A 24,119-nucleotide genomic window follows, 5' to 3' on the forward strand; every position below is an offset into this window, starting at 1 on the left:
GTCGATGGGCGCCTCACCCCACAAACCGCGGTCGGCGGCGGGCCTAGGCTGGCCGTCATGACGTGGTTGATCACAGGCGGTACGGGATATATCGGCGCTCATGTGAGCCTGGCCATGGCGGAGGCCGGGGAGCGGGTCGTCGTCCTGGACGACGTCTCGACGGGGGTGCCGGAGCGGCTGCCGGCCGGGATCCCGCTGGTGCGGGGCTCGCTGGGCGACCGGGAGCTGGTGGACCGGACGATGGCCGCGCACGGAGTGACCGGTGTGGTGCATCTCGCGGCGAAGAAGCAGGTGGGTGAGTCCGTCGAGCAGCCGCTGCGCTACTACCGGGAGAACGTGCACGGGCTGACCGTGCTGCTGGAGGCCGCGGTCGCCGCGGGGGTCGAGCGGTTCCTCTTCTCCTCGTCGGCCGCGGTGTACGGGGTGCCGGACGTGGAGCTGATCGACGAGGACACCCCGGCGGTGCCGATCAACCCGTACGGCGAGACGAAGCTCACCGGCGAGTGGCTGGTGCGGGCCACCGGCCGGGCGCACGGGATGGCGACGGCGTGCCTGCGCTACTTCAACGTCGCCGGGGCGGTCCGGCCCGGGCTGGCGGACACCGGGGTGTTCAACATCATCCCGATGTTCTTCGACCGGATCACGCGCGGCGAGGCACCCCGGATCTTCGGCGACGACTACCCGACCCCGGACGGCACGTGCGTCCGGGACTACATCCACGTCGCGGACGTCGCCGACGCCCACCTCGCCGTGGCACGCCGCCTGGCCACCGGGGACGGCCACGGGGACCTGACGCTGAACGTCGGCCGCGGCGAGGGCGTGTCCGTACGGCGGCTCGCCGACCTCGTGGCGGAGGTCACCGGTCACGGCCGGGAGCCGGTGGTGGAGCCGCGGCGGGCCGGGGACGCGCCGAGGGCGGTGGCGTCGGTGGCGCGGATCACCGGGGAGCTGGGCTGGAGTGCTTCGCTCGGAGTGCGCGAGATGGTCGAGTCGGCGTGGGAGGGCTGGTGCCACCACCACCCCGGGGCCCGCGCCGCGGCACACCCGGGCGCCCACTCCGGCGCGCCCGCCCGCTGATCCCGCGAACGGCCTGGCCTGCGGCCATAACCGCAGGTCAGAGCATATGACAACGGTGTTCAGTACCGGCTTGCGGATACCCCCCACCCGTAGTTCACTGGCCGTTGTCGTCGATCAGCGGGAGGCGTCCCATGGGGGCAGGGCACGATCACGGTCACGGACACGGACACGGCGGTCCACCCCCGACGGGGACCGCCGCGGCCGCGTACAGGGGCCGGCTGCGCATCGCGCTCACGATCACCCTGGCGGTCATGGTGGCGGAGATCGTGGGCGGCGTCCTCGCCGACTCCCTGGCACTGATCGCCGACGCCGCGCACATGGCGACCGACGCCGTCGGTCTCGCGATGGCGCTGCTGGCCATCCACTTCGCGAGCCGCCCCGCCGACCAGCGGCGCACGTTCGGCTTCGCGCGGGCCGAGATCCTGGCGGCGCTGGCCAACTGCGTGCTGCTGCTCGGCGTGGGCGGCTACCTGCTGTTCGAGGCGGTGCAGCGGTTCATCACCCCGGCCGAGACCAGGGGCGGGGTGGCGATCGCGTTCGCCCTGTTCGGCCTGGTCGCCAACATGGCGTCGCTCTCCCTCCTCGTACGGGGGCAGAAGGAGAGCCTGAACGTCCGGGGCGCGTACCTGGAGGTGCTGGCGGACGCACTGGGTTCGGTGACCGTGCTGATCTCGGCCGCGATCATCCTGGCCACCGGCTGGCAGGCGGCCGACCCGATCGCGTCCCTGCTGATCGGGCTCATGATCGTGCCCCGCACGCTGAAACTGCTGCGGGAGACGCTGGACGTCCTGCTGGAGGCGGCACCCAAGGGCGTGGACATGGCGGAGGTGCGGGCCCACATACTGGCCCTGCCGGGCGTGCAGGACGTCCACGACCTGCACGCGTGGACCATCACGTCCGGGATGCCGGTGCTGTCGGCGCACGTGGTGGTGCACCAGGAGGCGCTCGACTCGGTCGGGCACGAGAAGCTGCTGCACGAGCTCCAGGGATGCCTGGGCGACCACTTCGACGTCGAGCACTGCACGTTCCAGCTGGAGCCCAGCGGCCATGCCGCGCACGAGAAGCTCTGTCACTGACCGCTGCTAGGGTGCAGGTAGACGTCACAGGTGTGAGAGGAGCTGAGGTTGATGACCGTCGCGGTGACGGCTGCCCCGCGCAGCGCCCGGTTCAGCATCGACTTCGGCTTCCGGGTTCTCGGCTGACCTGATCCACGCGATCCCGTACGTCTCCATCCTCTGTTTCTTCTGGTACGTACGCGTCGGCCGGGGCCCGCTCACATCAAAGGGTTTCCCACGTTGTCCGACAACGCACTGTTCGACGCCTTCTTCGCCCTGCACCACGGTCTGCCGCGGCAGGGCCCCGGTTCCGACGCGACCACCCGCCGCCTCCTCTCCCTGGCCGGCCCGCTTCCCGACCGGCCGCGCGCGCTGGACCTGGGCTGCGGCCCCGGCCGGTCCGCGCTGCTGCTGGCCGCGGAGGCCGGCGCCGAGGTGACGGCCGTCGACCTGCACCAGCCGTTCCTGGCCGAGCTGCGCCGGGCAGCCGACGCCCGCGGGCTCGGCGACACCATCCGTACCCTCCGGGCCGACATGGGCCGGCTCCCCCACCCCGACGGGTCGTTCGACCTCGTCTGGGCGGAGAGCTCGGCGTACTCGATCGGCTTCGACGAGGCGCTGCGCTCCTGGAAGCGGCTCCTCGCACCCGGCGGGACGCTCGTGCTCACCGAGTGCGAGTGGACGGCCGACGAGCCGAGCCCGGAGGCCCGCGCCTTCTGGGAGCAGCACTACCCGCTGCGGACGCACCGGGAGAACACCGCGGCGGCCGTCGGCGCGGGCTACCACGTACTCGGGACGTACGCCCAGCCCGAGAGCGACTGGGCCGAGTACTACGGTCCGCTCGGCGAGCGCGCCGACGCGGCCGACCCCGCCGCGCCCGGCATGGCGGAGGCGCTCGCCGCGACCCGCGCGGAGATCGCCATGCGCCGCGACCACGGCACCGAGTACGGCTACACCGGCTTCGTGCTGCGCCCCGCCGACCCCCGCTGGCGTACGCGACCGGAGGCGGACGCGGACGCCGCCGCCGTACGGGCGGTCAACCTGGCCGCGTTCGAGACGGCGGCGGAGGCCGATCTGGTCGACCGGCTCCGCGAGGACACGGCGGCCTGGCTGCCGGGCCTGTCGTACGTCGCCGAGGCCCCGGACGGCACGGTCGCCGCGTACGCGCTGATCACCCGGTGCCGTGTCGGGGACGCCCCGGCCGCCGCGCTGGCGCCGGTCGCGGTGGCGCCCGCGTACCAGCGGCAGGGCGCCGGGCAGGCGGTGGTCCGCGCGGTGCTGGACGCGGCCCGGCTGGGCGGGGAGCGGCTGGTCCTGGTCCTCGGGCATCCGGAGTACTACCCGAGGTTCGGTTTCGGGCCGGCCTCGCGGTACGGGATCGGGGCGCCGTTCGACGTGCCGGACGAGGCCATGATGGCGCTCGACCTGGAGGGTTCCGGGCGGGTACCGATGGGCACGATCCACTATCCACCGGCGTTCGGCGCCTGATCCGACATAACGGGTGCGGGCCGTCGTGTGCCGACAAGCGGCTTTTGTACGGCAGACTGAGGCTTGCCCCACAGGGCCGAGAACCGAAGCGAAGGATGGTTATGCCGACCACACCAGCCACCGCGGCGAACAGCTCGTCGAACGGGACCGCGCCGTCGATCATGCTCGAACTGGTCGACGAGAACGGCACCACCATCGGCACCGCGGAGAAGCTGGCCGCCCACCAGGCGCCCGGGCAACTGCACCGGGCGTTCTCGGTGTTCCTCTTCGACGAGGAGGGGCGGCTGCTGCTGCAGCGCCGGGCACTGGGGAAGTACCACTCCCCCGGCGTCTGGTCGAACACGTGCTGCGGGCATCCGTACCCGGGCGAGGCGCCCTTCACCGCGGCCGCCCGGCGCGTCCACGAGGAGCTCGGGGTGTCCCCGTCGCTGCTCGCCGAGGCGGGCACGGTCCGCTACAACCATCCGGACCCGGCGTCGGGCCTGGTGGAGCAGGAGTTCAACCACCTGTTCGTGGGGATGGTCCAAGCTCCGCTGCGGCCGGACCCGGAGGAGGTGGAGGAGACGGCGTTCGTGACGGCGCGTGAGCTGACCGACCGGCACGCCGCGGATCCGTTCTCCGCCTGGTTCATGACGGTGCTGGACTCGGCTCGCCCGGCGATCAAGGAGCTGACAGGGGAGACCGGGGGCTGGTGACGGTCGGCCCGTCCGGTCCGGCCGGCCCCTCGGCTCCCGGGGGCCCGGCCGGCACCGGCGGCGCGGGGGCGTGTGGGGCGGGGGCGTGTGGGGCGGGGGCGTGCGGCGCGGGCGGGGCGGAGACGGTTGCCGGGGGCGGTGCCGTCCGGGTCGTCGCCGTCGATGACACCGTGGGGGCGGTCGGGGCGACCGGCGGGAGCGGCACGGTGGTGGGGAACGGCGCGGGTGGTGGAGGCACCGCGGGTCTCAGGGGCAGCGCGGCCCAGATGATCTTGCCGCCGCTCGCGGTGTGCTCGACGTCGCACTCACCGCCCGCCTCCAGCGTGACCTCCCGCACGAGCAGCAGGCCGCGGCCGCCCGTCCGGCCGTAGTCGGCCTCCAGGGCCTTGGGCCGGTACGGGTGGTTGTCCTCCACCGACACCCGGATCCACTCCGCCCCGATCGCGATCTCCACCGCCAGCTCGGGCGACAACAGGGCCGCGTGCCGTACGGCGTTGGTCACCAGTTCGGAGACGATCAGCAGCACGGCGTGGGCCACGTCCTCGTCCACGGGCACGCCTTGACGTTTCAGCAGGTCCCGTACGGCACGCCTGGCCTGCGGTACGGAGACGTCGACGGCGGGAGCGGTGAAGCGCCAGACCCCTTCGTACGAGGGGGGCCGGTCCGGGGCACTCCCGCGGCTCTCCACCGTCCGGTTTCCACCCTCGTGCTCGATTCTCGCCACGCCATCGAGTGTTGGTACCGCGCGGACCGGCCACGGCTACTGACCAGAAGTCAACAGCTATTCGATGAGTTTTGACCGTGAACGCTCAACGATGTCGCGAGGTCGACCGTTCCCGCCCCTTCCTGATCGGACGCGGAGCCCGGCCGGATAGCATCCGGCGCATGGATCAGCCTCAGCTGGAGCAGTCCGTCACGGACGGGGTCGCCACCGTCGTCATCAGCAATCCCGCCAAGCGCAACGCTATGACGGCGGGCATGTGGCGCGCGCTGCCAGGGCTGCTCGCCACGCTGGCCGCCGACCGGAGCGTCCGGGCGCTGGTGCTGACCGGCGCCGGCGCCACGTTCTGCGCCGGGGCCGACATCTCGTCGCTGCGCGAGCCGGGCGACGAGCAGCAGTCCCTCGCCGTGCGCGCCGAGGAGGCGCTGGCTGCCTTCCCCAAGCCGACCCTCGCCGCCGTGCGGGGTTACTGCGTGGGCGGCGGCAGCCAGCTCGCGGCCGCCTGCGACCTGCGGTTCGCCGAGGAGGGCGCGCGTTTCGGCATCACGCCGGCGAAGCTCGGCATCGTCTACCCCGCCTCCTCCACCCGTCGGCTGGTGTCGCTCGTGGGCCCCTCGGCGGCCAAGTACCTGTTGTTCTCGGGCGAACTCGTCGACACGGAACGGGCGCTGCGCACCGGCTTGGTGGACGAGGTGCTGCCGGCGGGCGGACTGGACGGGCGGGTCAGGGAGTTCACCTCGGTCCTCACCTCGCGGTCACAGCTCACGCAGGCGGCCGCCAAGGAGTTCGCGACGGGGCGCACCGACCGGGACGCGTACTGGGCGGAGCAGGCGCGCGGCAGCGGCGACACCGCCGAGGGCATCGCCGCCTTCCTGGAACGGCGGGCGCCGCGCTTCACCTACGGCGCCTGACGGGACGTCCGCCCGCCACCCCGCCACGGGTCAGGAGGCCTGCCCCATCTCGGCGCGCCAGAACGCGACGACCTCGGCCGGGGCCTTCTCCGGGGAACCCGCGTCGTACGGCGGCTGGGGGTCGTACTCGGTCAGCAGCTGGACGGTCTGGGCGTGCCGGTCGCCCGCGATCCGGCCGACGAGGTGCAGCCCCATGTCGATGCCGGAGGAGACGCCGGCCGCGGTGACGTACTTGCCGTCGAAGACGACCCGCTCCCCCGTCGCCTCGGCGCCGTACGTCTTGAGCAGGTCCAGGGCGAGCCAGTGGCTGGTGGCGCGGCGGCCCCGGAGGAGCCCGGCGGCGCCCAGGATCAGCGAGCCGGTGCACACCGAGGTGGTCCACGTGCTGGTGGCGTCGGCCGTGCGGAGCCAGTCGAGGGTCTCCTCGTCGCGGGTGACCGGATCCCAGTCGCCGGTGCCGGGGACCACGACGATGTCGGGGCGGGGCACCTCGGCGAAGGTGCGGTCGGCGACCAGGGCGAGGTTGCCCATGTCATTGCGGACGGGTCCGGCCTCCTTGGCGACGAACACGGTCTCGGCGTCGGGCAGGCGGCTGATGATCTCGAAGGGGCCGACGGCGTCGAGGGCGGTGAAGCCGGGGTAGAGCAGGACGGCGATCTGCATGGGTGTCGTTTCCTTCGTGTGTGGGTTGATGGGTGGTGTCAGTGGGGTGGTGTCAGTGGGGTGGGGCGTGGAACCGGCGCCGGTACTCGGCGGGCGGGGTCCCCAGGGTCTTGACGAAGGCGCGGCGCATCGCTTCGGACGTGCCGTAGCCGGACGCGCGGGCGACTTCGTGGACGCCGCCGCCGGTGTCCTCCAGGAGGCGGCGGGCGTGCTCCAGCCGGACGCGCTCGACGTACCGGCCGGGTGTCGTGCCCGTCTCCGCCTGGAAGGCGCGGGCGAAGTGGCGCGGTGACAGGGTGGCGCGGGCGGCCAGGGTCTCGACGGACAGGTCGGCGGACGGGTGCTCGCTGATGAACCGCTGGACCTCGCGCAGCGGCTCCCGGCGCGCGGTCTGGGCGGCCAGCTGGGCGCTGAACTGCGCCTGGTTGCCGGGGCGGCGGAGGAAGACCACCAGGTGGCGGGCGATGGTGAGCGCCGCGTCACGGCCGAGGTCCTCCTCGACCAGGGCGAGGGCCAGGTCGATGCCCGCGGTGACCCCGGCGGAGGTGGCGAGGTGGCCGTCACGGACGAAGATCGGGTCGGGGTCCACCTCCACCCCCGGGTGGCGGCGGGCCAGCTGGTCGCAGAACGCCCAGTGCGTGGTGGCGCGGCGGCCGTCCAGCAGACCGGCCTCGGCGAGGAGCAGGGCGCCGGTGCAGACCGAGACCAGGCGGCGGGCGCGCGGGGCGTGCTCGCGCAGCCAGTCGACCAGGCGCGGGTCGGGCTCCAGGCTGCCCTCGCCGCCCGGCACCAGGAGGGTGTGCGGGGGCGCGGCGTCGGCGAGCGAGGTGTCGGCGGCCAGGCGCAGGCCGCTCTGGGTGCGGACGGGCGCTCCGTCGAGCGAGGCGGTGCGGATCGGGTAGGCGTCGGCGGCGAAGTGGGAGGCGCCCGCGAACACCTCCACGGGTCCGGTGACGTCCAGGCTCTGCACGCCGTCGAAGAGGACGACGAGTACGGGTCGCTGCGTCATGCCCTCATCCTTCGGGAGGGCGCCGGACGGCCGCAATGACGGGGAACCCACCTTTCCTGCCATCCGGCGGTCCGGCGCTCGGCTCCTGTTCGGCACCCGGCACTCGGCCACGTGCTCCTGTTCGGCACCCGGCACTCGGCCACGTGCCCCTGTTCGGCACCCGGCACTCGGCAACGTACCAACCAGTCGGTAGCCTGCCGGTATGACGACTCTTCCACCACGCGCCGGACGCCGCTGCCACAACGCCGTGAACCCGCTCCACTCGACGGTGTACTTCTCGCCCGACTTCACCGAGGAGATGGCCGCCCTCGGGGTCACCGACTCCGGGGCCGCGTACTTCGCCGGACGCGCCGCCGCGATGGGCGCGGTCGGGCCGGGCGTCGTCACGGCGTCCTTCTACAACTTCAACCACGAGCTGGTGGCCCGCCACCTCCCGGCCGTCTGGGAGACCGCCACCCCCGCGGCCGTGCTCGCGGCCCGGCTGCGGGCGGCCGACGCCACGCTGCGGCGGCTGCTCGGGGACGCGGTCGAGTCGGACGAGATGCGGGAGGCCGCCCGGCTCGCCCTGCGGGCCGCCGAGGCGTGCACCCGCCACGCCCGCCCGCTGTACGCCGCGCACGCCGACCTCCCGGTGCCCGAGGCACCGCACCTGGCCTACTGGCACGCGGCGACGCTGCTGCGCGAGCACCGGGGCGACGCCCACCTGGTGGCCCTGCTGTCCGCCGGGCTCGACCCGCTGGAGGCCCTCGTCAGCCACACGGCGACCGGCAAGGGCATGGCGCCCCGCTGGATCCTCGCCACGCGCGGCTGGCGGCGCGCCGACTGGGACGCGGCGGCCGGGCGGCTGCGCGGGCGCGGACTGCTGGACGAGCGGGGCGAGCTGACGGAGGCGGGCTCGGCCCTGCGCGCCGGGCTGGAGGACCACACCGACCGCCTGGACGCCGCCCCCTACGAGCACCTGGGCGCGGCGGGCGTCGAACGGCTCACCGAGCTGGCCCGCGGCTTCCTGGGCGCGGCCGTCGCGGCCGGCGCCTTCCCGCAGGACGTGGTCGGCAAGGGCTGAGCCCGACGGGTGGGGGGACGTTTCGGCGCGGAGGCGGCGGCAACCCGCACAGGGCAACCCTGATGCACATGGAGGTGCCCCTTGCGTACGATCGCAGACTTCTTCCGCATGATCGGTTCGGCCGTCGCGACCGTCGTCACCCTGCCGTTCCGGCTCGTGGCACGGCTCTTCAGCGGTGCTTCGCGGGGCGGCGGGCGGGCGCGCCGCGCCTGACGACGGGGCAGGCGGACACGTCGCACGGTGACCCGGCAGAATGCAACCTCAAGCTGGCAGGCACGAGAAGGCGAGTCGGGACACCGTGACGACGTCCATCGAAGGCAGGATCGCCGAGGAGCTCGGCGTACGGGAGCGGCAGGTGAAGGCGGCCGTCGAGCTGCTCGACGGCGGGTCGACCGTCCCGTTCATCGCGCGCTACCGCAAGGAAGCGACCGAGATGCTCGACGACGCGCAGCTGCGGACGCTCGAGGAGCGGCTGCGCTACCTGCGGGAGCTGGAGGACCGGCGCGCCGCCGTCCTCGACTCCGTACGGGAGCAGGGCAAGCTCACCGAGGAGCTGCGGGCGAGCATCCTCGCCGCGGACACCAAGGCGCGGCTCGAGGACATCTACCTGCCGTTCAAGCCCAAGCGCCGCACCAAGGCGCAGATCGCCCGCGAGGCCGGCCTGGAGCCGCTCGCGGACGGGCTGCTGGGCGACCCGTCGGTGGAGCCGCTCGCCGCGGCCGCCGCGTTCGTCGACGCCGGCAAGGGCGTCGCGGATGCGGCCGCCGCGCTGGACGGCGCCCGCGCCATCCTCACCGAGCGATTCTCCGAGGACGCCGACCTGATCGGCGAGCTGCGCGAGCGGATGTGGACGCGCGGGCGGCTGGCGGCGAAGGTGCGCGAGGGCAAGGAGGAGGCGGGCGCGAAGTTCGCCGACTACTTCGACTTCGCGGAGCCCTTCACCGAGCTGCCCTCGCACCGGGTGCTCGCGATGCTGCGCGGCGAGAAGGAGGAGGTCCTCGACCTGGTCCTGGAGCCGGAGGAGCCGGTGGAGGGCCCGTCGTCGTACGAGGGCATCGTCGCCTCCCGGTTCGGCATCTCCCAGCAGGGGCGGCCGGGCGACAAGTGGCTCGGCGAGACCGTCCGCTGGGCGTGGCGCACCCGGCTCCTGGTCCACCTCGGCATCGACCTGCGGCTGCGGCTGCGCACGGCGGCGGAGGACGAGGCGGTGCGCGTCTTCGCCGCGAACCTGCGTGACCTGCTGCTCGCGGCGCCCGCCGGGACCCGGGCGACGCTCGGGCTCGACCCCGGTTTCCGTACCGGCGTGAAGGTCGCGGTCGTGGACGCGACCGGCAAGGTCGTCGCCACCGACACGATCTACCCGCACGTGCCCGCCAACAAGTGGGACCAGGCGCTCGCGACGCTGGCCCGGCTGGCGAAGGAGCACGCGGTCGAGCTGGTCGCCATCGGCAACGGCACCGCGTCGCGCGAGACCGACAAGCTGGCCGCCGACCTGATCGCCAGGCACCCGGAGCTGGGCCTCACCAAGGTCATGGTGTCGGAGGCGGGCGCTTCGGTGTACTCGGCCTCCGCGTTCGCCTCGCAGGAGCTGCCCGAGCTCGACGTGTCGCTGCGCGGTGCCGTCTCGATCGCGCGCCGGCTCCAGGACCCGCTCGCCGAGCTGGTGAAGATCGACCCGAAGTCGATCGGTGTCGGCCAGTACCAGCACGACCTGTCCGAGGTGAAACTGTCCCGGTCGCTGGACGCCGTGGTCGAGGACTGTGTGAACGGTGTGGGCGTCGACGTCAACACCGCGTCCGCGCCACTGCTTTCGCGGGTGTCCGGCATCGGCGCCGGCCTCGCCGAGAACATCGTGGCCCACCGCGACGCCAACGGCCCCTTCCGGTCGCGGAAGGCGCTGAAGGACGTGGCGCGGCTCGGCCCGAAGGCGTACGAGCAGTGCGCGGGCTTCCTGCGGATCCGGGGCGGCGACGACCCGCTGGACGCCTCCAGCGTGCACCCCGAGGCGTACCCGGTGGTGCGGCGCATGGTGAAGACGACGGGTGGTGAGGTCGCGTCGCTGATCGGCAACACGTCGGTGCTGCGGTCGATGCGCGCGGACGACTTCGTCGACGAGACGTTCGGCCTTCCCACGGTCACCGACATTCTGCGCGAGCTGGAGAAGCCGGGGCGCGACCCGCGGCCCGCGTTCAAGACCGCCACCTTCAAGGAGGGCGTCGAGAAGATCGGCGACCTGTCGCCGGGCATGGTCCTGGAGGGCGTCGTCACCAACGTGGCCGCGTTCGGTGCCTTCGTGGACGTCGGTGTGCACCAGGACGGGCTCGTCCACGTCTCCGCGATGTCCCGCACCTTCGTCAAGGACCCGCGCGAGGTGGTGAAGCCGGGTGACGTGGTGAAGGTGAAGGTGCTGGACGTCGACATCCCGCGCAAGCGGATCTCGCTGACGCTGCGGCTGGACGACGAGGCGGGCGCCGCCGCGGCGGGCTCCGGCGCGCCGAAGCGGGAGCGGGGCGGGCGGCCGCCCCAGCAGCGGCAGGGCGGTGGTGGTGGCCGTGGTGACCGCGGTGACCGCGGTGACCGGCGCGGTGGTGGTGGCGCGGGCGGCGCGGCCCGCCAGTCCCAGCCCCGGACCTCCACGCCCGCGCCCGCGAACAGCGCGATGGCGGACGCCCTGCGCAAGGCGGGTCTGCTGGGCGGCGGCAGCGGTGGCGGAAGCGGCAGGCCCGGGCGGGGCGGCCGGTGAGCCGTCACTGCCTGGACTGATCCACGACCGCGCCGGCCGGCCCCGGGATTCCGGGGCCGGCCGGCGCGGTGGTGAGGGGGTGGTCGGCGGTGGTCTGGCGCCCGGCGGGGGTCAGGTGTCCGGCGCGGTGGCGGGTGGGTGGCCGGCGGAGGTCAGGTGTCCGGCGGTGGTCCGGCGCCGGGCGGTTTTCGGGCGCCCGGTCGGGGTCGGGCGCCCGGCGGGCGTCAGGCGTCCGGCGGGGCGGGGAGGAAGCGGAGGGTCCACTCGGCGCGGGCGGCGACGGCGGGGTCGGGGTCCTCCAGGAGGGGGAGCAGGAGCGCACGGGCCGCCGCGGGGTCGGTGTGCGCCGCGTCGACGATCTCCGCAGCCAGCGCGTCGTGGTCCTCCTGGGCCTCCTGGTCGTCCCCCAGGTCCTGGGCCGAGGCGCGCAGGAGCACGGGGAGCGCCGCGGCGCCCGCGAGCGCACCGATGACACCGCCGAGGAGTTCTCGGGCGTAGGCGTTGCGTTCGCCGACGAAGCGGTCCAGCTCGGCTTCGAGGCGGGGCAGCACCGTACGGTCGCCGGACGCGGCGATCTCGTCGGCCAGGTCGATCGTCTCGTCGACGTCGGCGTCCGGATCGTCCAGCAGCGCGATCAGCCGGTCGACGGCGGGGCCGGTCACTGCTCGGTCACCTTGCCGTCGGCGACCTCGACGCGGCGGGTGGTGCGGACCGCGTCGAGCATGCGCCGGTCGTGGGTGACCAGGAGCAGGGTGCCCTGGTACGAGTCGAGGGCCTGCTCGAGCTGTTCGATGGCCGGCAGGTCCAGGTGGTTGGTCGGCTCGTCGAGGACCAGCAGGTTGACGCCACGGCCCTGGAGCAGGGCGAGGGCGGCACGGGTACGCTCGCCCGGCGAGAGGGACGTGGCCGACCGCGTCACGTGGTGGGCCTTGAGGCCGAACTTGGCGAGCAGGGTGCGCACGTCCGCCGGCTCGGTGTCGGGCACCGCCGCGCAGAACGCGTCCAGCAGGGATTCCTGCCCGTGGAACAGTTTGCGCGCCTGGTCGACCTCGCCGACGACGACGCCCGAGCCGAGCGAGGCGTACCCGGCGTCCAGCGGGAGGCGGCCGAGGAGGGCGGCGAGCAGGGTCGACTTGCCGGCCCCGTTGGCGCCGGTGATGGCGACCCGGTCGGCCCAGTCGATCTGGAGGGAGGCGGGGCCGAAGCGGAAGTCGCCGCGGGCCGCCTCGGCGTCGCGCAGCGTCGCCACCACCGCTCCCGAGCGGGGCGCGGCGGCGATCTCCATCCGCAGCTCCCACTCCTTGCGGGGCTCGTCGACGACGTCGAGCCGCTCGATCATGCGCTGGGTCTGGCGGGCCTTCGCCGCCTGCTTCTCGCTCGCCTCGCTGCGGAACTTCCGGCCGATCTTGTCGTTGTCTCCGCCCGCCTTGCGCCGGGCGTTCTTGACGCCCTTGTCCATCCAGGAGCGCTGCATCTGGGCGCGGCCCTCGAGGGCGGCCTTCTTGTCGGCGTACTCCTCGAACTCCTCGCGGGCGTGCCGGCGGGCGGTCTCCCGCTCCTCCAGGTACGCCTCGTAGCCGCCGCCGTAGAGCCGGATCTGCTGCTGGGCCAGGTCCAGTTCCAGGACCTTGGTGACGGTGCGGGCGAGGAACTCGCGGTCGTGGCTGATGACGACCGTCCCGGCGCGCAGGCCCTGGACGAAGCGTTCCAGCCGTTCGAGGCCGTCCAGGTCGAGGTCGTTGGTCGGCTCGTCGAGCAGGAACACGTCGTACCGGGAGAGGAGGAGCGAGGCGAGGCCCGCGCGCGCGGCCTGGCCGCCGGAGAGGGACGTCATCGGCCGGTCGAGCCCGATGGTCAGGCCGAGCGAGTCGGCGACCTCCTCGGCCCGCTCGTCGAGGTCGGCGCCGCCGAGGTTCAGCCAGCGGTCCAGGGCGGTGGCGTACGCGTCGTCGGCGCCGGGGGTGCCGTCGACGAGGCCCTGGGTGGCGTCGTCCATCGCGGCCTGGGCGGCGGCGACGCCGGTGCGCCGCGCGAGGAAGCCGCGCACGGTCTCGCCCTCGCGGCGCTCCGGCTCCTGCGGCAGGTGGCCGACGGTGGCGGTGGGAGGCGACAGGCGCAGCTCCCCGTGCTCGGGCGTGTCGAGCCCGGCGAGGAGCCGGAGCAGGGTCGACTTGCCGGCGCCGTTGACGCCGACGAGGCCGATCACGTCGCCGGGTGCGACGACGAGGTCGAGGCCGGAGAACAGGGAGCGTTCGCCGTGGCCGGCGGCGAGGTCCTTCGCGACGAGGGTTGCAGTCATCAGGGGATCGATTTTAGGGCCTCTCGCCGGAGCGGGATCAGGCCGGCTCGGTGGGCGCCGAAGGGAGCCGGAGCGACTGCGGTGGGGGGCACACCGTGCTCGTGCCGCCGGTCAGGTGGAAGGGCGCCGCCGCCCGGTGCCGCCGCCGCTGCCGTTCAGCGGGATCAGCGTCTCCAGGTGCGCGCCCCTGACCCAGGCACCCAGCAGATCGCGGTGCATGGCCACGATGTCCTGGCGCAGCGCCAGGCCCAGCGCGTCCCTCGTGAACGCGCGGCAGGTGGTGACGAAGAGGGCGACGTCCGCGCCGTGCTCGGGACGGGCGGTGCCGACGAACTTCTGCACGTCCTGCGACGACACGCTCCTGGACGCCGCGTACTTCTTGCACTGGACGACCAGCTTGCGGCCGTCGGCCAGGAAGCCGACCACGTCCGCGCCCAGGTCGCCGCTCCTGCCGCTGACGACCACCTCCGTGCAGCCGTCCCGCCGGCACAGCTCCGCGACGTACGTCTCGAACTCCTGCCACGACAGGCCGTCGACCTCGGCCATGGACAACTCACGCGCCCGGGCCTCCTCCTGCGCCCGCCACGCCCGGTCCTGGCCGACCGCCAGACGGTGCGCCCGCAGCAGCGCCCACCCGCCCCCGCCCAGCACGGCCACGGCGAGTACGGCCACCAGGACGGGCCACACCATCGACCAGTTCCGGGCGACCCACACCACTACGGCGACCGCCGCCACCGCACCCCACAACCGCAGCTTCCCGCGGGTCTGCTTCTTCAAGCGCCGGCGCCGTGGTCGACGGACCGCCATCACTCCCCTCACCGGCTGGCCTGGGTCACACCGCTCGCGAGCTCCCCCAGGACGTTCGCGATCCCCTGACCGGCGGGGGTGGGAGCGATCAGTACTCCCAGCGCCAGGACGATGACGACGGTCAGCCTCTCGTCGAAGCGGCTGCGGGCCTGCGTACGCCGCCGCAGCCGCCAGATGACGACGACGACGAGCAGCACCGCCACGTTGATGGTCACCAACCGCCCCGGCCTCCCCCAACGACTGTCCTTCACACCACGGACGGCTGTACGTCGCCGCCCACCCTCTTGTGTAGCGGCGCCTTGGTGATGTTGGGGGCGGGTTACCGACGAATGGCACAAAGCTGTCGGACCTGGCCGAATCGAGGTCGGCCACGACGCGCCCACCGGCTCGGGGCGCGCGGTAGATCGGGGCGGTCTTGCCGTATCTCCAGCTCGTCCAGGGAGCACGCAAACCCCGCTGTTGCGGGCCGGGGCAGAGGGGATCCACCACGACGTCCCGTCAGCCGCGGTGGTGGAAAACGAGCAGGTAGCGCCAGAAGAGGAGCCTGCGGGTGGTGCATCCGGGCAGCAGCGCCGCGGCTTCCTGGCGAATCTCCGCCAGAGGCATGGCCGGCTGTCTCACCGGCGCCTTCACTCCTTCCCGACTGGTCGCAGCAGGGACAGAGCGGAGCCTTTCCCCCACGGCGACAGCCAGTCGGGCGACGGCGTTGACGGGAACGGCTGACAGACTCCAAGCCCAGTCGAGCCGGGTTCTCTCCGGATAACACCCCAAGATCACGAGGACCCCGCCGGGCGCAAGCGCCTCACGCAGTGCGGTGACGGTGTCGAACGGCATGTGGTGGATGCTCGCGAGGCACGAGATGAAGCCGTAATGCGCCTTGGGAAGTTCGACGCCCGTCACGTCCGCGTGCTGGAAGCGCGGACTCCGGCCACCGGTCATCCGGGCGGACAGCGCGCGGGCCTCCGCGATGGCCTCCTCCGACGGATCGATCGCATCGACCTCCATGCCCAGGTCAGCGAGCCGACGCGCGAACCGGCCGGTTCCGCATCCCACGTCCAGTGCCGCTTCGCAGTTCCGCGGCACCTGGCGCAACAGCAGACGGTGATAGTGGTCGTTGTGATCAAAAGGCATGGCCCGGACCCTGCCACAGCGCACGCACTCGGCCTCGCCTTGCTCGTGGTCAGCGGGCCGCGCACTCGATCAGGGAGAAGGGGGCCGCTTCCGGCAGCGGGGTGGCCGTCAGGAGGGACAGTCCCGCGCGGTGGCACACCTCTTCGAAGTCCTTGCGGGTACGTTCCCTCCCGCCCAGGTTGACCAGCATGTTGAGGTCGCTGAGGTAGGTGATCCCGCCGTCCGCGGCGTGCGCGGAGGCGCCGGTGCCGACGACTTCGGGGAGCACCGGCTCCACGATCAGGACGCGGCCGCCGGGCGGCAGTACCGCGCGGCAGTGGCCGAGGATCGTGGCCGCCTGATCGTCCGACCAGTCGTGCAGAACGCTCTTGATCAGGTACAGGTCCGAGCCGCCGGGTACCGAGCGGAAGAAGTCGCCCGGGGCCAGGGAGCAGCGGTCCGCCACTCCGCTCCGGTCGAGCGTCTTGGGTGCCTGGGCCAGGCCGTCCTGGGTGTCGTGGACGACGCCGGTGAGCGGCGGGTGCGCGGCGAGTATGCCGGCCAGGACGCTTCCGTCGCCGCCGCCGACGTCGGTGACCGAGGTGAAGCGGCCGAAGTCGTAGGCGTGCGGCAGCACGGCGGCCGTCTCCTCGGAGGCCTGGCTCATCGCCGCGTTGAAGTCGGCGGACAGTTCGGGGTGCCGGCCGAGGTGGCTGAAGAAGTCGGTGCCGAAGACGGCGTCGAACGCGATCTCGCCGGTGCGGACGCTGCTCTCCAGGCCGTCCCAGGCCCGCACGATCGCCGGGTCGGTGAACATCCGGACGAACGAGGTGAGCGAGTCGGGGCGGCCGGACACGAGAAGGGCGCCGGCGGGAGTCACGGAGAACGCGTCGGGTTCGTGCTCCTCCATCAGGCCGAGACCGGCGAGGGCGCGCAACAGCCGTGTCATGGGCTGGTGTTCGGCTCCCGCGTCGGCGGCCACCTCGGCGGCCGGCCGCCGGCCGTCGCCGATCAGGTCGAAGACTCCGAGCCGCACCGCGGCGCGCAGGGTCTGTGCGGCCATGCTGCCGAAGGCGAGGTGGACGATCAGACCTCGGTCGGCCATGGCCGCTCGGGCAGTGGCTGTCTCCATGGTGCTCATGGATGGTTTCCTTCCACGTCAGGATGGGTGGCTGTGCTGTGTCCGGGGGTGCGGGCCGGGTCAGAGGCCGGCCAGGGCGGCGGGCGTGCACCCGGCGAAGGCGAGGACGTCGCGGTGGAGGTGGGACTGGTCGGCGTATCCGTGCGCCAGGGCGATGTCCGCGGCGTTGCCGCCCGCGTGCAGGGCCCGGGCGGCCCGGTCGAAGCGGACGAGCATGGCGGCGCGCTTGGGGGTGAGGCCGATCTGGGCACGGAACCGGGACCACAGCCGCTTGCGGCTCCACCCGCAGGACGCGGCGAGGTCGTCGACCCGTACCCGACCGCCGTGCGCCACGATCGTGTCCCACACACCGGCGACCTCGGGTGTCATCGCCGGGCCCCGGGCCGCCCGGCGGGCGAGGAACTCGCTGACCAGCGTGAAGCGTTCCTGCCAGGCGGTGGCGGCGGCCACCCGTTCCCGGAGCTGCCGTCCCTGCTGCCCCCACAGGTCCTCCAGGCCGACGACCGCCCCCTCCAGTTCGTGCGGCGACACGCCCAGCAGTGGGTAAGCGGCGCCGGGCGACAGGCACATCTCGACGCACTCGACGTCCCGGCCGCGGATCCGCGCGGGACCGGGCGACAGCGACGCGACGAGGCTGGGATGGGGGTGCGGGCTCGTCTTGGATCGTTCCAAGGCGCCGCCTTCGACCGTGAACGGGTCGTTCCCCAGACCGATGACCACGACCAGGGCAGGCTGCGGCAGCACCCGCAGGTCCAGTGCCCGTCCCGCGCGATCCCGGAAGCCGGCCATGCGGACACCGGTGACGGCCGGTACGCCGCAGGGCCTCGCCACTTCCCACCGGCTGCCGTCTGCACGGTCGCCGTCGGAACCATGGCCCCCGTCCAAGTCCCCGTCCCCGTCCACGGCTCCGGCTCCGGCTCCGGCTCCGGCTCCGGTCTCCGCCCCGGCAGTCACTTCGTCGCTGCGCATGCCCCCACCCTGACGGACCGGGACCGCCCCGTCTTGGACAAATGTTCCGCCCGGCAGTCGCGCTCTACCAGGTCACGGCGAACGTGTACACCATGCCGGGGCTGTGCCCGCGTGGGGTGCCTGGGCTACCGTCCGGGCATGGGCGGTGACGTGATCGTGGTGGGCGGCGGGGTCGTCGGGTTGACGACGGCGGTCACGCTGGCCGAGCGGGGGCTGCGGGTACGGGTGTGGACCCGGGACGCGCCGGGCGCCACCACCTCCTCGGTGGCGGGCGCGCTGTGGTGGCCGTACCGCATCGAACCGGTGGAGCGGGTGGGCGCGTGGGCGCTGGCGTCGCTGGAGGTGTACGAGCGGCTCGCCGCCGGGCCGGGGGCGACGGGCGTGCGGATGGTGGCGGGTGTCCAGGCGGCCACCGAGCTGGGCGCGCTCGGGCCGTGGGCGCGTGAGGTGGCGGCGCTGCGGCAGTTGCCGTCGGGCGACCTGGCGGCCGTGCTGCCGCTGGTCGACATGCCGGTGCACCTGGCCTGGCTGGAGGCCCGGCTGGTGGCGGCGGGCGGTCGTGTGGAGGTGCGGACGGTGTCGTCGCTCGCGGAGGCGTCCGCCCCGGTGGTGGTCAACTGCACCGGCCTGGGCTCGCGGGACCTCGTACCGGACCCGGCGCTGCGGCCGGTGCGCGGCCAGTTGGTGCTGGTGGAGAACCCGGGCGTGGAGGAGTGGTTCGTCGCGCCCGACGCCTCGACCGGTTCGGCGACGTACTTCTTCCCGCAGCCCGGGCGGCTGGTTCTGGGCGGTACGGCGGAGGAGGACGACTGGCGCACGGCACCGGACGCGGGCACGGCCGCCGCGATCGTCGCCCGGTGCGCCCGGGTCCGCCCCGAGATCGGCCGCGCCCGGGTGCTGGGGCACCGGGTGGGCCTGCGCCCCGTGCGGACGGGCGGCGTACGGCTGGAGGCCGGACCCTCGGCGGGCGGGGGCCTCCTGGTCCACAACTACGGCCACGGCGGCGCGGGCGTGACGGTCGCGTGGGGCTGCGCGCGGGAGGTGGCCCGGCTGGTCACCGCCGTCTGACCCGCGCGGGCGGCGGGGTGCGCCGGACACGGGTACGGCCCCGGAGGTCCGGGGCCGTACCCTTGGTCAGGACGCGGGAGGCGGGTCCCCCGGGTCCTTGCCGTCACGGTCGCGATCCCGTTCGCGGGTGTCCGGCGCCGCCTTGGGCGTCTCGTCCTGCGCCGGGCCGATGCGGATCTCGAAGTCGCCCGCGTACTTCTCGTGGCCGGCGATCACCGCCTCCTCGACCGCCTCCTCGGCGATCTCGCCGCGCACGATCAGCGGGTCGCGGCGGAGGTCCCGCATGAGGGCCCAGCACATGCCGATCATCACCAGGACGAACGGGGCGGCGACGAGGATCGTCAGGTGTTGCAGGCCCGCCAGGGCGTCGCCCTTGCCCTCGCCGACGAGCAGCATGACGGCCGCGACGCCGCCGGTCACCACGCCCCAGAAGACGACGACGAACCGGGCGGGTTCGAAGGTGCCCTTCTGGGAGAGGGTGCCCATCACGATCGACGCGGCGTCGGCACCGGAGACGAAGAAGATGCCGACCAGGATCATCACGAGCAGGCTCATCACGCCGGCGATGGGGAACTCCTGGAGTACCCCGAAGAGCTGCGCCTCGGGCGTGGTCGCGTCGCCGAGGTTGCCCTGCTCCTTCAGGCGCATGGCCGTGCCGCCGAAGATGGCGAACCAGATGAGGCTTACCGTGCTGGGAACCAGGATGACGCCGCCGACGAACTGACGGATCGTGCGGCCCCGGCTGATGCGGGCGATGAACATGCCGACGAACGGCGTCCAGGAGATCCACCAGGCCCAGTAGAAGACCGTCCAGCTGCTCAGCCACTCGGCGACGTCACCGCCGCCGGTGGACGCCTCGGTGCGGCCGATCAGCTGGGGCAGCTCGTCGAAGTACGCGGCGAGCGAGGTGGGGACGAGGTCGAGGACCAGGATGGTGGGGCCGGCGACGAACACGAAGATCGCGAGGACGACGGCCAGCACCATGTTGGTGTTGGACAGCCACTGGATGCCCTTCTCCACACCGGACACGGCGGAGAAGACGAAGCAGACCGTCAGGACGGCGATGATGGCGACGAGCAGGCCGGTGCCGGCCTTGCCCAGCCAGCCGACCTCCTGCATGCCGCTGCCGATCTGGAGCGCGCCGAGCCCCAGGGAGGTGGCGGAGCCGAACAGCGTGGCGAAGATGGCGAGGATGTCGATGACGCGGCCGGGAGTGCCTTCGGCGCGCTCCTTGCCGAGCAGCGGTACGAAGACGGCGCTGATGGTCTGCCGCCTGCGGCGCCGGAAGGTGCTGTAGGCGATCGCCAGGCCGACCACGGCGTAGATGGCCCACGGGTGCAGCGTCCAGTGGAAGAGCGTGGTGGCGAGCGCGGTCTGCATCCGGTCCGCCGAGTCGGCGGGGTCGGTGCCCGGCGGCGGGGTGGTGTAGTGCGCGAGGGGTTCGCTGACGCCGTAGAACATCAGGCCGATGCCCATGCCGGCGCTGAACATCATGGCGACCCAGGAGACGGTGCTGAACTCCGGCTTCTCGTGCTCCTGGCCCAGCTCGATCCGGCCGTACCGGCTGACGGCGAGCCAGAGGGCGAAGACGACGAAGCCCGAGGCGGCCAGGACGAACGCCCAGCCGCCGTTGTGCATCAGGCCGTTCAGCATCGTGTCGGAGAGGCTCTCCAGCGAGCTGGTGGCCGTGGCGCCCCAGACCACGAAACCCAGGGTGAGCACGGCCGTCACACCGAAGACCACCCGGTCCGTCACGGGGGGTTTGTCCTCGTGCGGGTGGCGGCCGGGCAGAGCCGCCTTCACGGGCAGCCGCAGCCCTTGCCCCGGTTTACGTTGCTCCTGAGACACAGGCGGCACCTTTCGCGATCATGGCCTGATTTCGCTCCTGATACCCCCTACCACGGTGTTCACACCTGTTCCGGCATCAACAGGCGTCAACAGGCTTCCCTTCTGTCAGGTGATAGGCCGCGCGGGTGTCGAGGAGGAGCGGAACCAGGGCGCGCTGCGACTGGCGCAGTGGTACGAAGGCGCCGTCGCGGCCGGTCCGGGCGACCACCCCGTGCAGTGCGAGTTCGTCCTTGACGGCGGCGTACTGGGCCGGGCTCAGGCGGTAGCCGCAGGGAGGGTCCTGGAGCGTCTCGGCGGGCTCGGGCGGATCGTTGTCGGCGCCGCCCAGATGGACCGGGCCACGGTCGCGCAGCCCCGCGAGCCGGGCCGTGGTGGTGGCCGCCTCGATGGTGCCGCGCCGGTCGCCGACGTATCGGAGGAGGCCGTCCAGGGCGGCGAGCTGGCTGTCCACACGGCGCCTGTTGTTGAGAGCCGGGTCGTCCTTCTCCTCGTCGGTCAGGGGGTCGACGCGGGTCTCGACGAGCAGGCCGACGGAGTGCTTGATGCCGGCCGTGTTGCGCAGGATGCGCTCCTGGCCGTCGCCCGCCACCTGTTTGACGGGCTCTCCGGTGACCGGATCGGTCCAGATGCCGTAGACGCCGCTGTCGAACCCGGCGCGCTCGGCGGAGGGCCGGACGTAGGACTCGGAGAGGGTGTGCGCCTCGTCGTGGACACGGGCGCCGGTGTTGGGGTTGCGCGGCCAGAGGGCGAGCAGGTCCTTGTCGTAGTACGGCGGGGTGGCACCGTATTCGTGCAGGTCGTACACGACGTCGGGGCGGTGGTCGCGGATCACGGCGGCCAGGGCGCGGCCCTCGGCGGTCGCGAGGGTGATGTGGTCGCGGTTGACGTCGACGCCGTCGGCGTTGCCCCGGGTGTCGGCGGCGCGGCCGTCGGGGTTGGCCGTGGGGACGACGAGGACGGTCGTACGGGAGAGGAAGCGGCGGGTTTCGCGGTCCTCGGCGTACGCGAGGTCGCGGACGGTGGACAGGCAGGCCTCTCGGCCGGACGGTTCGTCACCGTGCTGGCTGCAGATGAGGAGCATGGTGCTGGTGCTGGGGGCGGTGGCGATCCGGACGAGCCGGAGGGGCCGGCCCTGGCCGGTGGTGCCGACGCGCGTGAGGGACACGCGGTCGCTCCCCCGGTCGACAGCGGCGAGGAAGCGCTGTTCCTCCGCCTGGGAGGTCCAGCGGGCGCCGTCGCTGGTCTCGAACCCGGTGCGGGGTGGTGGGGCGGGTGACGCCTGGGCGGGGGCGGTGATCAGCGGGAGGCCGAGGGCGGCGGCGGTGACGGTCACGGCGAGCGCGCGGAGGCGGCCGGGGCGCAGGCCGGCACGGCGCCCGGCGGGGCGGGGGGCGCGGGGGGCGGGTGGGGTCATCGGGTGCTGCCTCCTGGGATCGTCGCGGCGGGACGCGGGGCGGTGACGCCGGCCGGCGGGGCGCTGCGCGGGGCGGCGGGGTGGGCCGTGCCGGAGGTGGCGCGGAGGAAGGCGGGGGTGCCGCCGACCAGGGGCAGCCGGGCGGAGGTGCGGGTCAGGTCGAGGGTGAGGGTGGGCCGTGTGGCCGGGGGGTCGATCAGGTACCGGTCGGTGCCGCCGATGATGAGGGCGAGTCGGTGCCCGGCCGGGACGACGTGGTCGGTGGCGGCGAGGTCCACCCGGATGGTGTGGGCCCTGCCGGGGGTGAGCGAGCGTCCCCGGCGTTCGTCGGCCCAGGTGCCGAGGTCGGCCCAGCCCCGGCTGAGGACGGTGAAGGCGACGTCGGTGGTCCTGGCCGCCGTCTCCTTGTAGCAGGCGCTGTCGCCGGTGGTGCTCGCGCCCCAGCAGGTGCGTTCGGTGAGGGTGGTGATGCCTTCGCCGGGCGCCCCGTAGTCGCGGATGGTGTCGGGGCCGAGGTCGACCAGGACGGCGGTCAGGTGGGCGCTGGTGGTGGTCGGCGTGGCGGTGACGGTGACCGTGGAGGAGCCGGCCAGCCGGAGGTCGCGGCTCAGGGGCCGGGTGACGAAGCCCGCCTTGGCCGGGGTGGAAGTGTCCACCTCCGCGGCCCAGTCCAGCTCGCCGAGGCCCGGGTCGTCGGTGAACGTCTCCGTCGCGCCGGGCCGGGCGGGGGCGACGCCGAGGGTGCCGACGCCGGGCGCGGTGCCCGTGCCGGGGCGGAGCGTGGTGGTCGCCGTGGCGCGGGGCGGCCAGGCGCGGTCGGTGGTCCACCGGTCGGGGGCGCGCTCGACGGCGGCCATCGGCTCACGGTCGACGCCGTTGTCGTGGCCGAGGAGGTAGTGGTCGAACCAGCGGTGGAGCGTGCGTACCCACTCGGCGCGGCGGAAGTCGAAGGGGTCGACGTGCCCGGTCTGGGAGAGCCAGATCCTGCGCTCCACGCCGTGCCGGGCGAGCGCGTCCCACCACTGGCCGAAGTGCTTGGCGCGGACGTTGAGGTCCTGCTGTCCGTGGACGACGAAGACGCTGGCCTTCACCTTGTGCGCGTCCTTCACGTGGTTCCGCTCCTCCCACAGCGGCGTCCAGTCGCCGGTGCGCGGCGCCCCGTCGGCGAGCCGCCGCTGGACGTGGCCGCAACGGGCGCGGGCGTCGGGGCTGTTGACGAGGTCGGCGAGCCGGTCGGGGCCGGAGTCGTACAGCGGGGCGCCGCGGGCGAAGTAGTAGTCGTACCAGGAGGAGATGGCGCCGATCGGGACGACGGTCTTCAGGCCCTCGACGCCGGTGGCGGCGACGCCGTTGGCGACGGTGCCGTCCCAGCTCTTGCCGATCATGCCGGTGTCGCCGGTGGACCAGCCGGTGGCGCGGGCGCGTTCGGTGCCGGTGCGGGTGGTGTAGCCGCGTGCCCGGCCGTTCAGCCAGTCGACGACGGCCTTGGCGGACTGGACGTCGGAGCGTCCGCCGACGTCGTCGCAGCCGTCCGAGCGATTGGTTCCGGCCAGGTCGACGGCGGCGTAGGCGTAGCCGCGCGGTACGAAGTAGTTGTCGTAGTAGAGCGGGAACCCGACGGGGTCGCCGTTGGCGTCGTACGTCTTCTTCTGGCTCTCGTTGCCCCGCCCGCAGCAGGAGTAGTAGGGGCTGGCGTCCATGATGACGGGGACCTTGCGGCCCCGCTGCGCGGCCTCGCGGGGCCGGACGATGTCGACGGCGACCCGGTCGGTGCGGCCGTCCCGGTCCCCGTCGAGGCCGGTGTCGACCCAGACGGACTCCCGGACGGCGTCGGCGTAGGAGTAGACGGGTGTGGACTCCCGGGCGGTCGGCGCGGCCTGCGCGCCGGGTGACGGGAACAGTGCCGGCATCAGGGCGGCGGCTGCCGCGATCGCCAGGACCCTGCTCGGGGTGGGGGTTCTCCGCGCGCGTATCGGCATGGGCGGGAAGGTACACGGGGCAACTGCCGCATGACAGAGGGCAGTACGGGGACGAATGT

At 73.4% G+C, this 24,119-nt stretch carries 21 protein-coding genes and 1 pseudogene; 9 read left to right on the plus strand and 13 right to left on the minus strand.

Annotation, left to right across the window (positions count from 1 at the left end):
• Positions 1-57 precede the first annotated feature (57 nt).
• The 4 genes from galE (at position 58) to idi (ending at position 4,315) form a co-directional block, all read left to right on the plus strand.
• On the plus strand, positions 58-1,077 hold the full coding sequence (gene galE, locus EIZ62_RS04360) for a UDP-glucose 4-epimerase GalE (RefSeq protein WP_156691393.1): 1,020 nt from the start codon (positions 58-60) through the stop codon (positions 1,075-1,077).
• 131 nt (positions 1,078-1,208) lie between these two features.
• On the plus strand, positions 1,209-2,153 hold the full coding sequence (locus tag EIZ62_RS04365) for a cation diffusion facilitator family transporter (RefSeq protein WP_156691394.1): 945 nt from the start codon (positions 1,209-1,211) through the stop codon (positions 2,151-2,153).
• 219 nt (positions 2,154-2,372) lie between these two features.
• Positions 2,373-3,620, plus strand: coding sequence for a bifunctional class I SAM-dependent methyltransferase/N-acetyltransferase (locus EIZ62_RS04370; protein WP_156691395.1), 1,248 nt, complete (start codon positions 2,373-2,375; stop codon positions 3,618-3,620).
• A 101-nt stretch (positions 3,621-3,721) separates the two neighbouring features.
• The gene (gene idi / locus EIZ62_RS04375; protein WP_156691396.1) at positions 3,722-4,315 is read left to right on the plus strand and encodes an isopentenyl-diphosphate Delta-isomerase; all 594 of its coding nucleotides are present in this window, start codon (positions 3,722-3,724) and stop codon (positions 4,313-4,315) included.
• Positions 4,316-4,547: 232 nt separating this feature from the next.
• On the opposite strand, the pseudogene EIZ62_RS04380 reads toward idi, so the two are convergent.
• Positions 4,548-5,003: pseudogene (locus EIZ62_RS04380) on the minus strand (ATP-binding protein); the annotation flags it as partial.
• 197 nt (positions 5,004-5,200) lie between these two features.
• Here EIZ62_RS04380 and EIZ62_RS04385 point away from each other — a divergent pair.
• Positions 5,201-5,947, plus strand: coding sequence for an enoyl-CoA hydratase/isomerase family protein (locus EIZ62_RS04385; protein ID WP_156691397.1), 747 nt, complete (start codon positions 5,201-5,203; stop codon positions 5,945-5,947).
• A 30-nt stretch (positions 5,948-5,977) separates the two neighbouring features.
• Here EIZ62_RS04385 and EIZ62_RS04390 read toward each other — a convergent pair whose 3' ends face one another.
• Together EIZ62_RS04390 and EIZ62_RS04395 are read right to left on the minus strand one after the other, a co-directional pair.
• Complete coding sequence (locus tag EIZ62_RS04390; protein WP_156691398.1) at positions 5,978-6,610, minus strand: DJ-1/PfpI family protein; 633 nt, start codon at positions 6,608-6,610, stop codon at positions 5,978-5,980.
• A 52-nt stretch (positions 6,611-6,662) separates the two neighbouring features.
• Positions 6,663-7,619: a GlxA family transcriptional regulator gene (locus tag EIZ62_RS04395; RefSeq protein WP_156691399.1), complete on the minus strand. Its 957-nt coding sequence runs from the start codon at positions 7,617-7,619 to the stop codon at positions 6,663-6,665.
• A 202-nt stretch (positions 7,620-7,821) separates the two neighbouring features.
• Between EIZ62_RS04395 and EIZ62_RS04400 the strand changes: the two genes are divergently transcribed.
• The 3 genes from EIZ62_RS04400 to EIZ62_RS04405 all read left to right on the plus strand — a co-directional run bounded on the left by EIZ62_RS04400 (position 7,822) and on the right by EIZ62_RS04405 (position 11,425).
• Positions 7,822-8,682 carry an SCO6745 family protein gene (locus tag EIZ62_RS04400; RefSeq protein ID WP_156691400.1) on the plus strand — a complete coding sequence of 287 codons (861 nt, stop codon included), beginning with the start codon at positions 7,822-7,824 and terminating at the stop codon, positions 8,680-8,682.
• A gap of 81 nt (positions 8,683-8,763) precedes the next feature.
• Positions 8,764-8,895, plus strand: a complete 132-nt coding sequence (locus tag EIZ62_RS32720; RefSeq protein WP_280117729.1) for an LPFR motif small protein — start codon at positions 8,764-8,766, stop codon at positions 8,893-8,895.
• A gap of 85 nt (positions 8,896-8,980) precedes the next feature.
• Complete coding sequence (locus tag EIZ62_RS04405) at positions 8,981-11,425, plus strand: Tex family protein (protein ID WP_156691401.1); 2,445 nt, start codon at positions 8,981-8,983, stop codon at positions 11,423-11,425.
• A gap of 224 nt (positions 11,426-11,649) precedes the next feature.
• Here the strand turns inward: EIZ62_RS04405 and EIZ62_RS04410 are convergent, their stop codons facing one another.
• The 7 genes from EIZ62_RS04410 to EIZ62_RS04440 form a co-directional block, all read right to left on the minus strand.
• Positions 11,650-12,087 carry a hypothetical protein gene (locus EIZ62_RS04410; RefSeq protein ID WP_244375460.1) on the minus strand — a complete coding sequence of 146 codons (438 nt, stop codon included), beginning with the start codon at positions 12,085-12,087 and terminating at the stop codon, positions 11,650-11,652.
• Complete coding sequence (locus EIZ62_RS04415) at positions 12,084-13,724, minus strand: ABC-F family ATP-binding cassette domain-containing protein (RefSeq protein ID WP_156691402.1); 1,641 nt, start codon at positions 13,722-13,724, stop codon at positions 12,084-12,086. The genes EIZ62_RS04410 and EIZ62_RS04415 overlap by 4 nt, the downstream gene beginning before the upstream one ends.
• Before the next feature lie 111 nt (positions 13,725-13,835).
• Positions 13,836-14,531: a restriction endonuclease gene (locus EIZ62_RS04420; RefSeq protein ID WP_156691403.1), complete on the minus strand. Its 696-nt coding sequence runs from the start codon at positions 14,529-14,531 to the stop codon at positions 13,836-13,838.
• An 8-nt stretch (positions 14,532-14,539) separates the two neighbouring features.
• The gene (locus tag EIZ62_RS04425; protein ID WP_156691404.1) at positions 14,540-14,749 is read right to left on the minus strand and encodes a hypothetical protein; all 210 of its coding nucleotides are present in this window, start codon (positions 14,747-14,749) and stop codon (positions 14,540-14,542) included.
• A 280-nt stretch (positions 14,750-15,029) separates the two neighbouring features.
• Entirely contained in the window at positions 15,030-15,662 is a 633-nt protein-coding gene (locus tag EIZ62_RS04430; protein ID WP_156691405.1) for a class I SAM-dependent methyltransferase, read from the minus strand.
• Between the two features lie 49 nt (positions 15,663-15,711).
• The gene (locus EIZ62_RS04435) at positions 15,712-16,773 is read right to left on the minus strand and encodes a methyltransferase (RefSeq protein WP_156696199.1); all 1,062 of its coding nucleotides are present in this window, start codon (positions 16,771-16,773) and stop codon (positions 15,712-15,714) included.
• A 69-nt stretch (positions 16,774-16,842) separates the two neighbouring features.
• A complete protein-coding gene (locus EIZ62_RS04440) occupies positions 16,843-17,751 on the minus strand; it encodes a helix-turn-helix domain-containing protein (protein ID WP_156691406.1) in 909 nt (302 codons plus the stop codon).
• A gap of 138 nt (positions 17,752-17,889) precedes the next feature.
• Here EIZ62_RS04440 and EIZ62_RS04445 point away from each other — a divergent pair, with 138 nt between their 5' ends.
• Complete coding sequence (locus tag EIZ62_RS04445; RefSeq protein ID WP_156691407.1) at positions 17,890-18,819, plus strand: FAD-dependent oxidoreductase; 930 nt, start codon at positions 17,890-17,892, stop codon at positions 18,817-18,819.
• Between the two features lie 66 nt (positions 18,820-18,885).
• Here EIZ62_RS04445 and EIZ62_RS04450 read toward each other — a convergent pair whose 3' ends face one another.
• From EIZ62_RS04450 to EIZ62_RS04460, 3 genes are all read right to left on the minus strand, one after another.
• A complete protein-coding gene (locus EIZ62_RS04450) occupies positions 18,886-20,628 on the minus strand; it encodes a BCCT family transporter (protein ID WP_156696200.1) in 1,743 nt (580 codons plus the stop codon).
• A 115-nt stretch (positions 20,629-20,743) separates the two neighbouring features.
• Entirely contained in the window at positions 20,744-22,081 is a 1,338-nt protein-coding gene (locus EIZ62_RS04455) for a M14 family metallopeptidase (protein WP_156691408.1), read from the minus strand.
• The gene (locus EIZ62_RS04460) at positions 22,078-24,060 is read right to left on the minus strand and encodes a Xaa-Pro dipeptidyl-peptidase (protein WP_156691409.1); all 1,983 of its coding nucleotides are present in this window, start codon (positions 24,058-24,060) and stop codon (positions 22,078-22,080) included. Before EIZ62_RS04460 ends, EIZ62_RS04455 begins: the two co-directional genes overlap by 4 nt.
• Between the last annotated feature and the right edge of the window lie 59 nt (positions 24,061-24,119).

The sequence above is a fragment of the Streptomyces ficellus genome (genome assembly GCF_009739905.1).
GTDB classification, from domain to species: Bacteria; Actinomycetota; Actinomycetes; order Streptomycetales; family Streptomycetaceae; genus Streptomyces; species Streptomyces ficellus_A.

Bases quoted from the DNA above. Each gene is read 5' to 3' on its own strand.
- galE (WP_156691393.1), top strand. From the start codon at position 58: ATGACGTGGTTGATCACAGGCGGTACGGGATATATCGGCGCTCATGTG.
- EIZ62_RS04365 (WP_156691394.1), top strand. From the start codon at position 1,209: ATGGGGGCAGGGCACGATCACGGTCACGGACACGGACACGGCGGTCCA.
- idi (WP_156691396.1), top strand. From the start codon at position 3,722: ATGCCGACCACACCAGCCACCGCGGCGAACAGCTCGTCGAACGGGACC.
- EIZ62_RS04385 (WP_156691397.1), top strand. From the start codon at position 5,201: ATGGATCAGCCTCAGCTGGAGCAGTCCGTCACGGACGGGGTCGCCACC.
- EIZ62_RS04390 (WP_156691398.1), bottom strand. From the start codon at position 6,610: ATGCAGATCGCCGTCCTGCTCTACCCCGGCTTCACCGCCCTCGACGCC.
- EIZ62_RS04395 (WP_156691399.1), bottom strand. From the start codon at position 7,619: ATGACGCAGCGACCCGTACTCGTCGTCCTCTTCGACGGCGTGCAGAGC.
- EIZ62_RS04400 (WP_156691400.1), top strand. From the start codon at position 7,822: ATGACGACTCTTCCACCACGCGCCGGACGCCGCTGCCACAACGCCGTG.
- EIZ62_RS04415 (WP_156691402.1), bottom strand. From the start codon at position 13,724: ATGACTGCAACCCTCGTCGCGAAGGACCTCGCCGCCGGCCACGGCGAA.
- EIZ62_RS04420 (WP_156691403.1), bottom strand. From the start codon at position 14,531: ATGGCGGTCCGTCGACCACGGCGCCGGCGCTTGAAGAAGCAGACCCGC.
- EIZ62_RS04430 (WP_156691405.1), bottom strand. From the start codon at position 15,662: ATGCCTTTTGATCACAACGACCACTATCACCGTCTGCTGTTGCGCCAG.
- EIZ62_RS04435 (WP_156696199.1), bottom strand. From the start codon at position 16,773: ATGGAGACAGCCACTGCCCGAGCGGCCATGGCCGACCGAGGTCTGATC.
- EIZ62_RS04440 (WP_156691406.1), bottom strand. From the start codon at position 17,751: ATGCGCAGCGACGAAGTGACTGCCGGGGCGGAGACCGGAGCCGGAGCC.
- EIZ62_RS04445 (WP_156691407.1), top strand. From the start codon at position 17,890: ATGGGCGGTGACGTGATCGTGGTGGGCGGCGGGGTCGTCGGGTTGACG.
- EIZ62_RS04455 (WP_156691408.1), bottom strand. From the start codon at position 22,081: ATGACCCCACCCGCCCCCCGCGCCCCCCGCCCCGCCGGGCGCCGTGCC.
- EIZ62_RS04460 (WP_156691409.1), bottom strand. From the start codon at position 24,060: ATGCCGATACGCGCGCGGAGAACCCCCACCCCGAGCAGGGTCCTGGCG.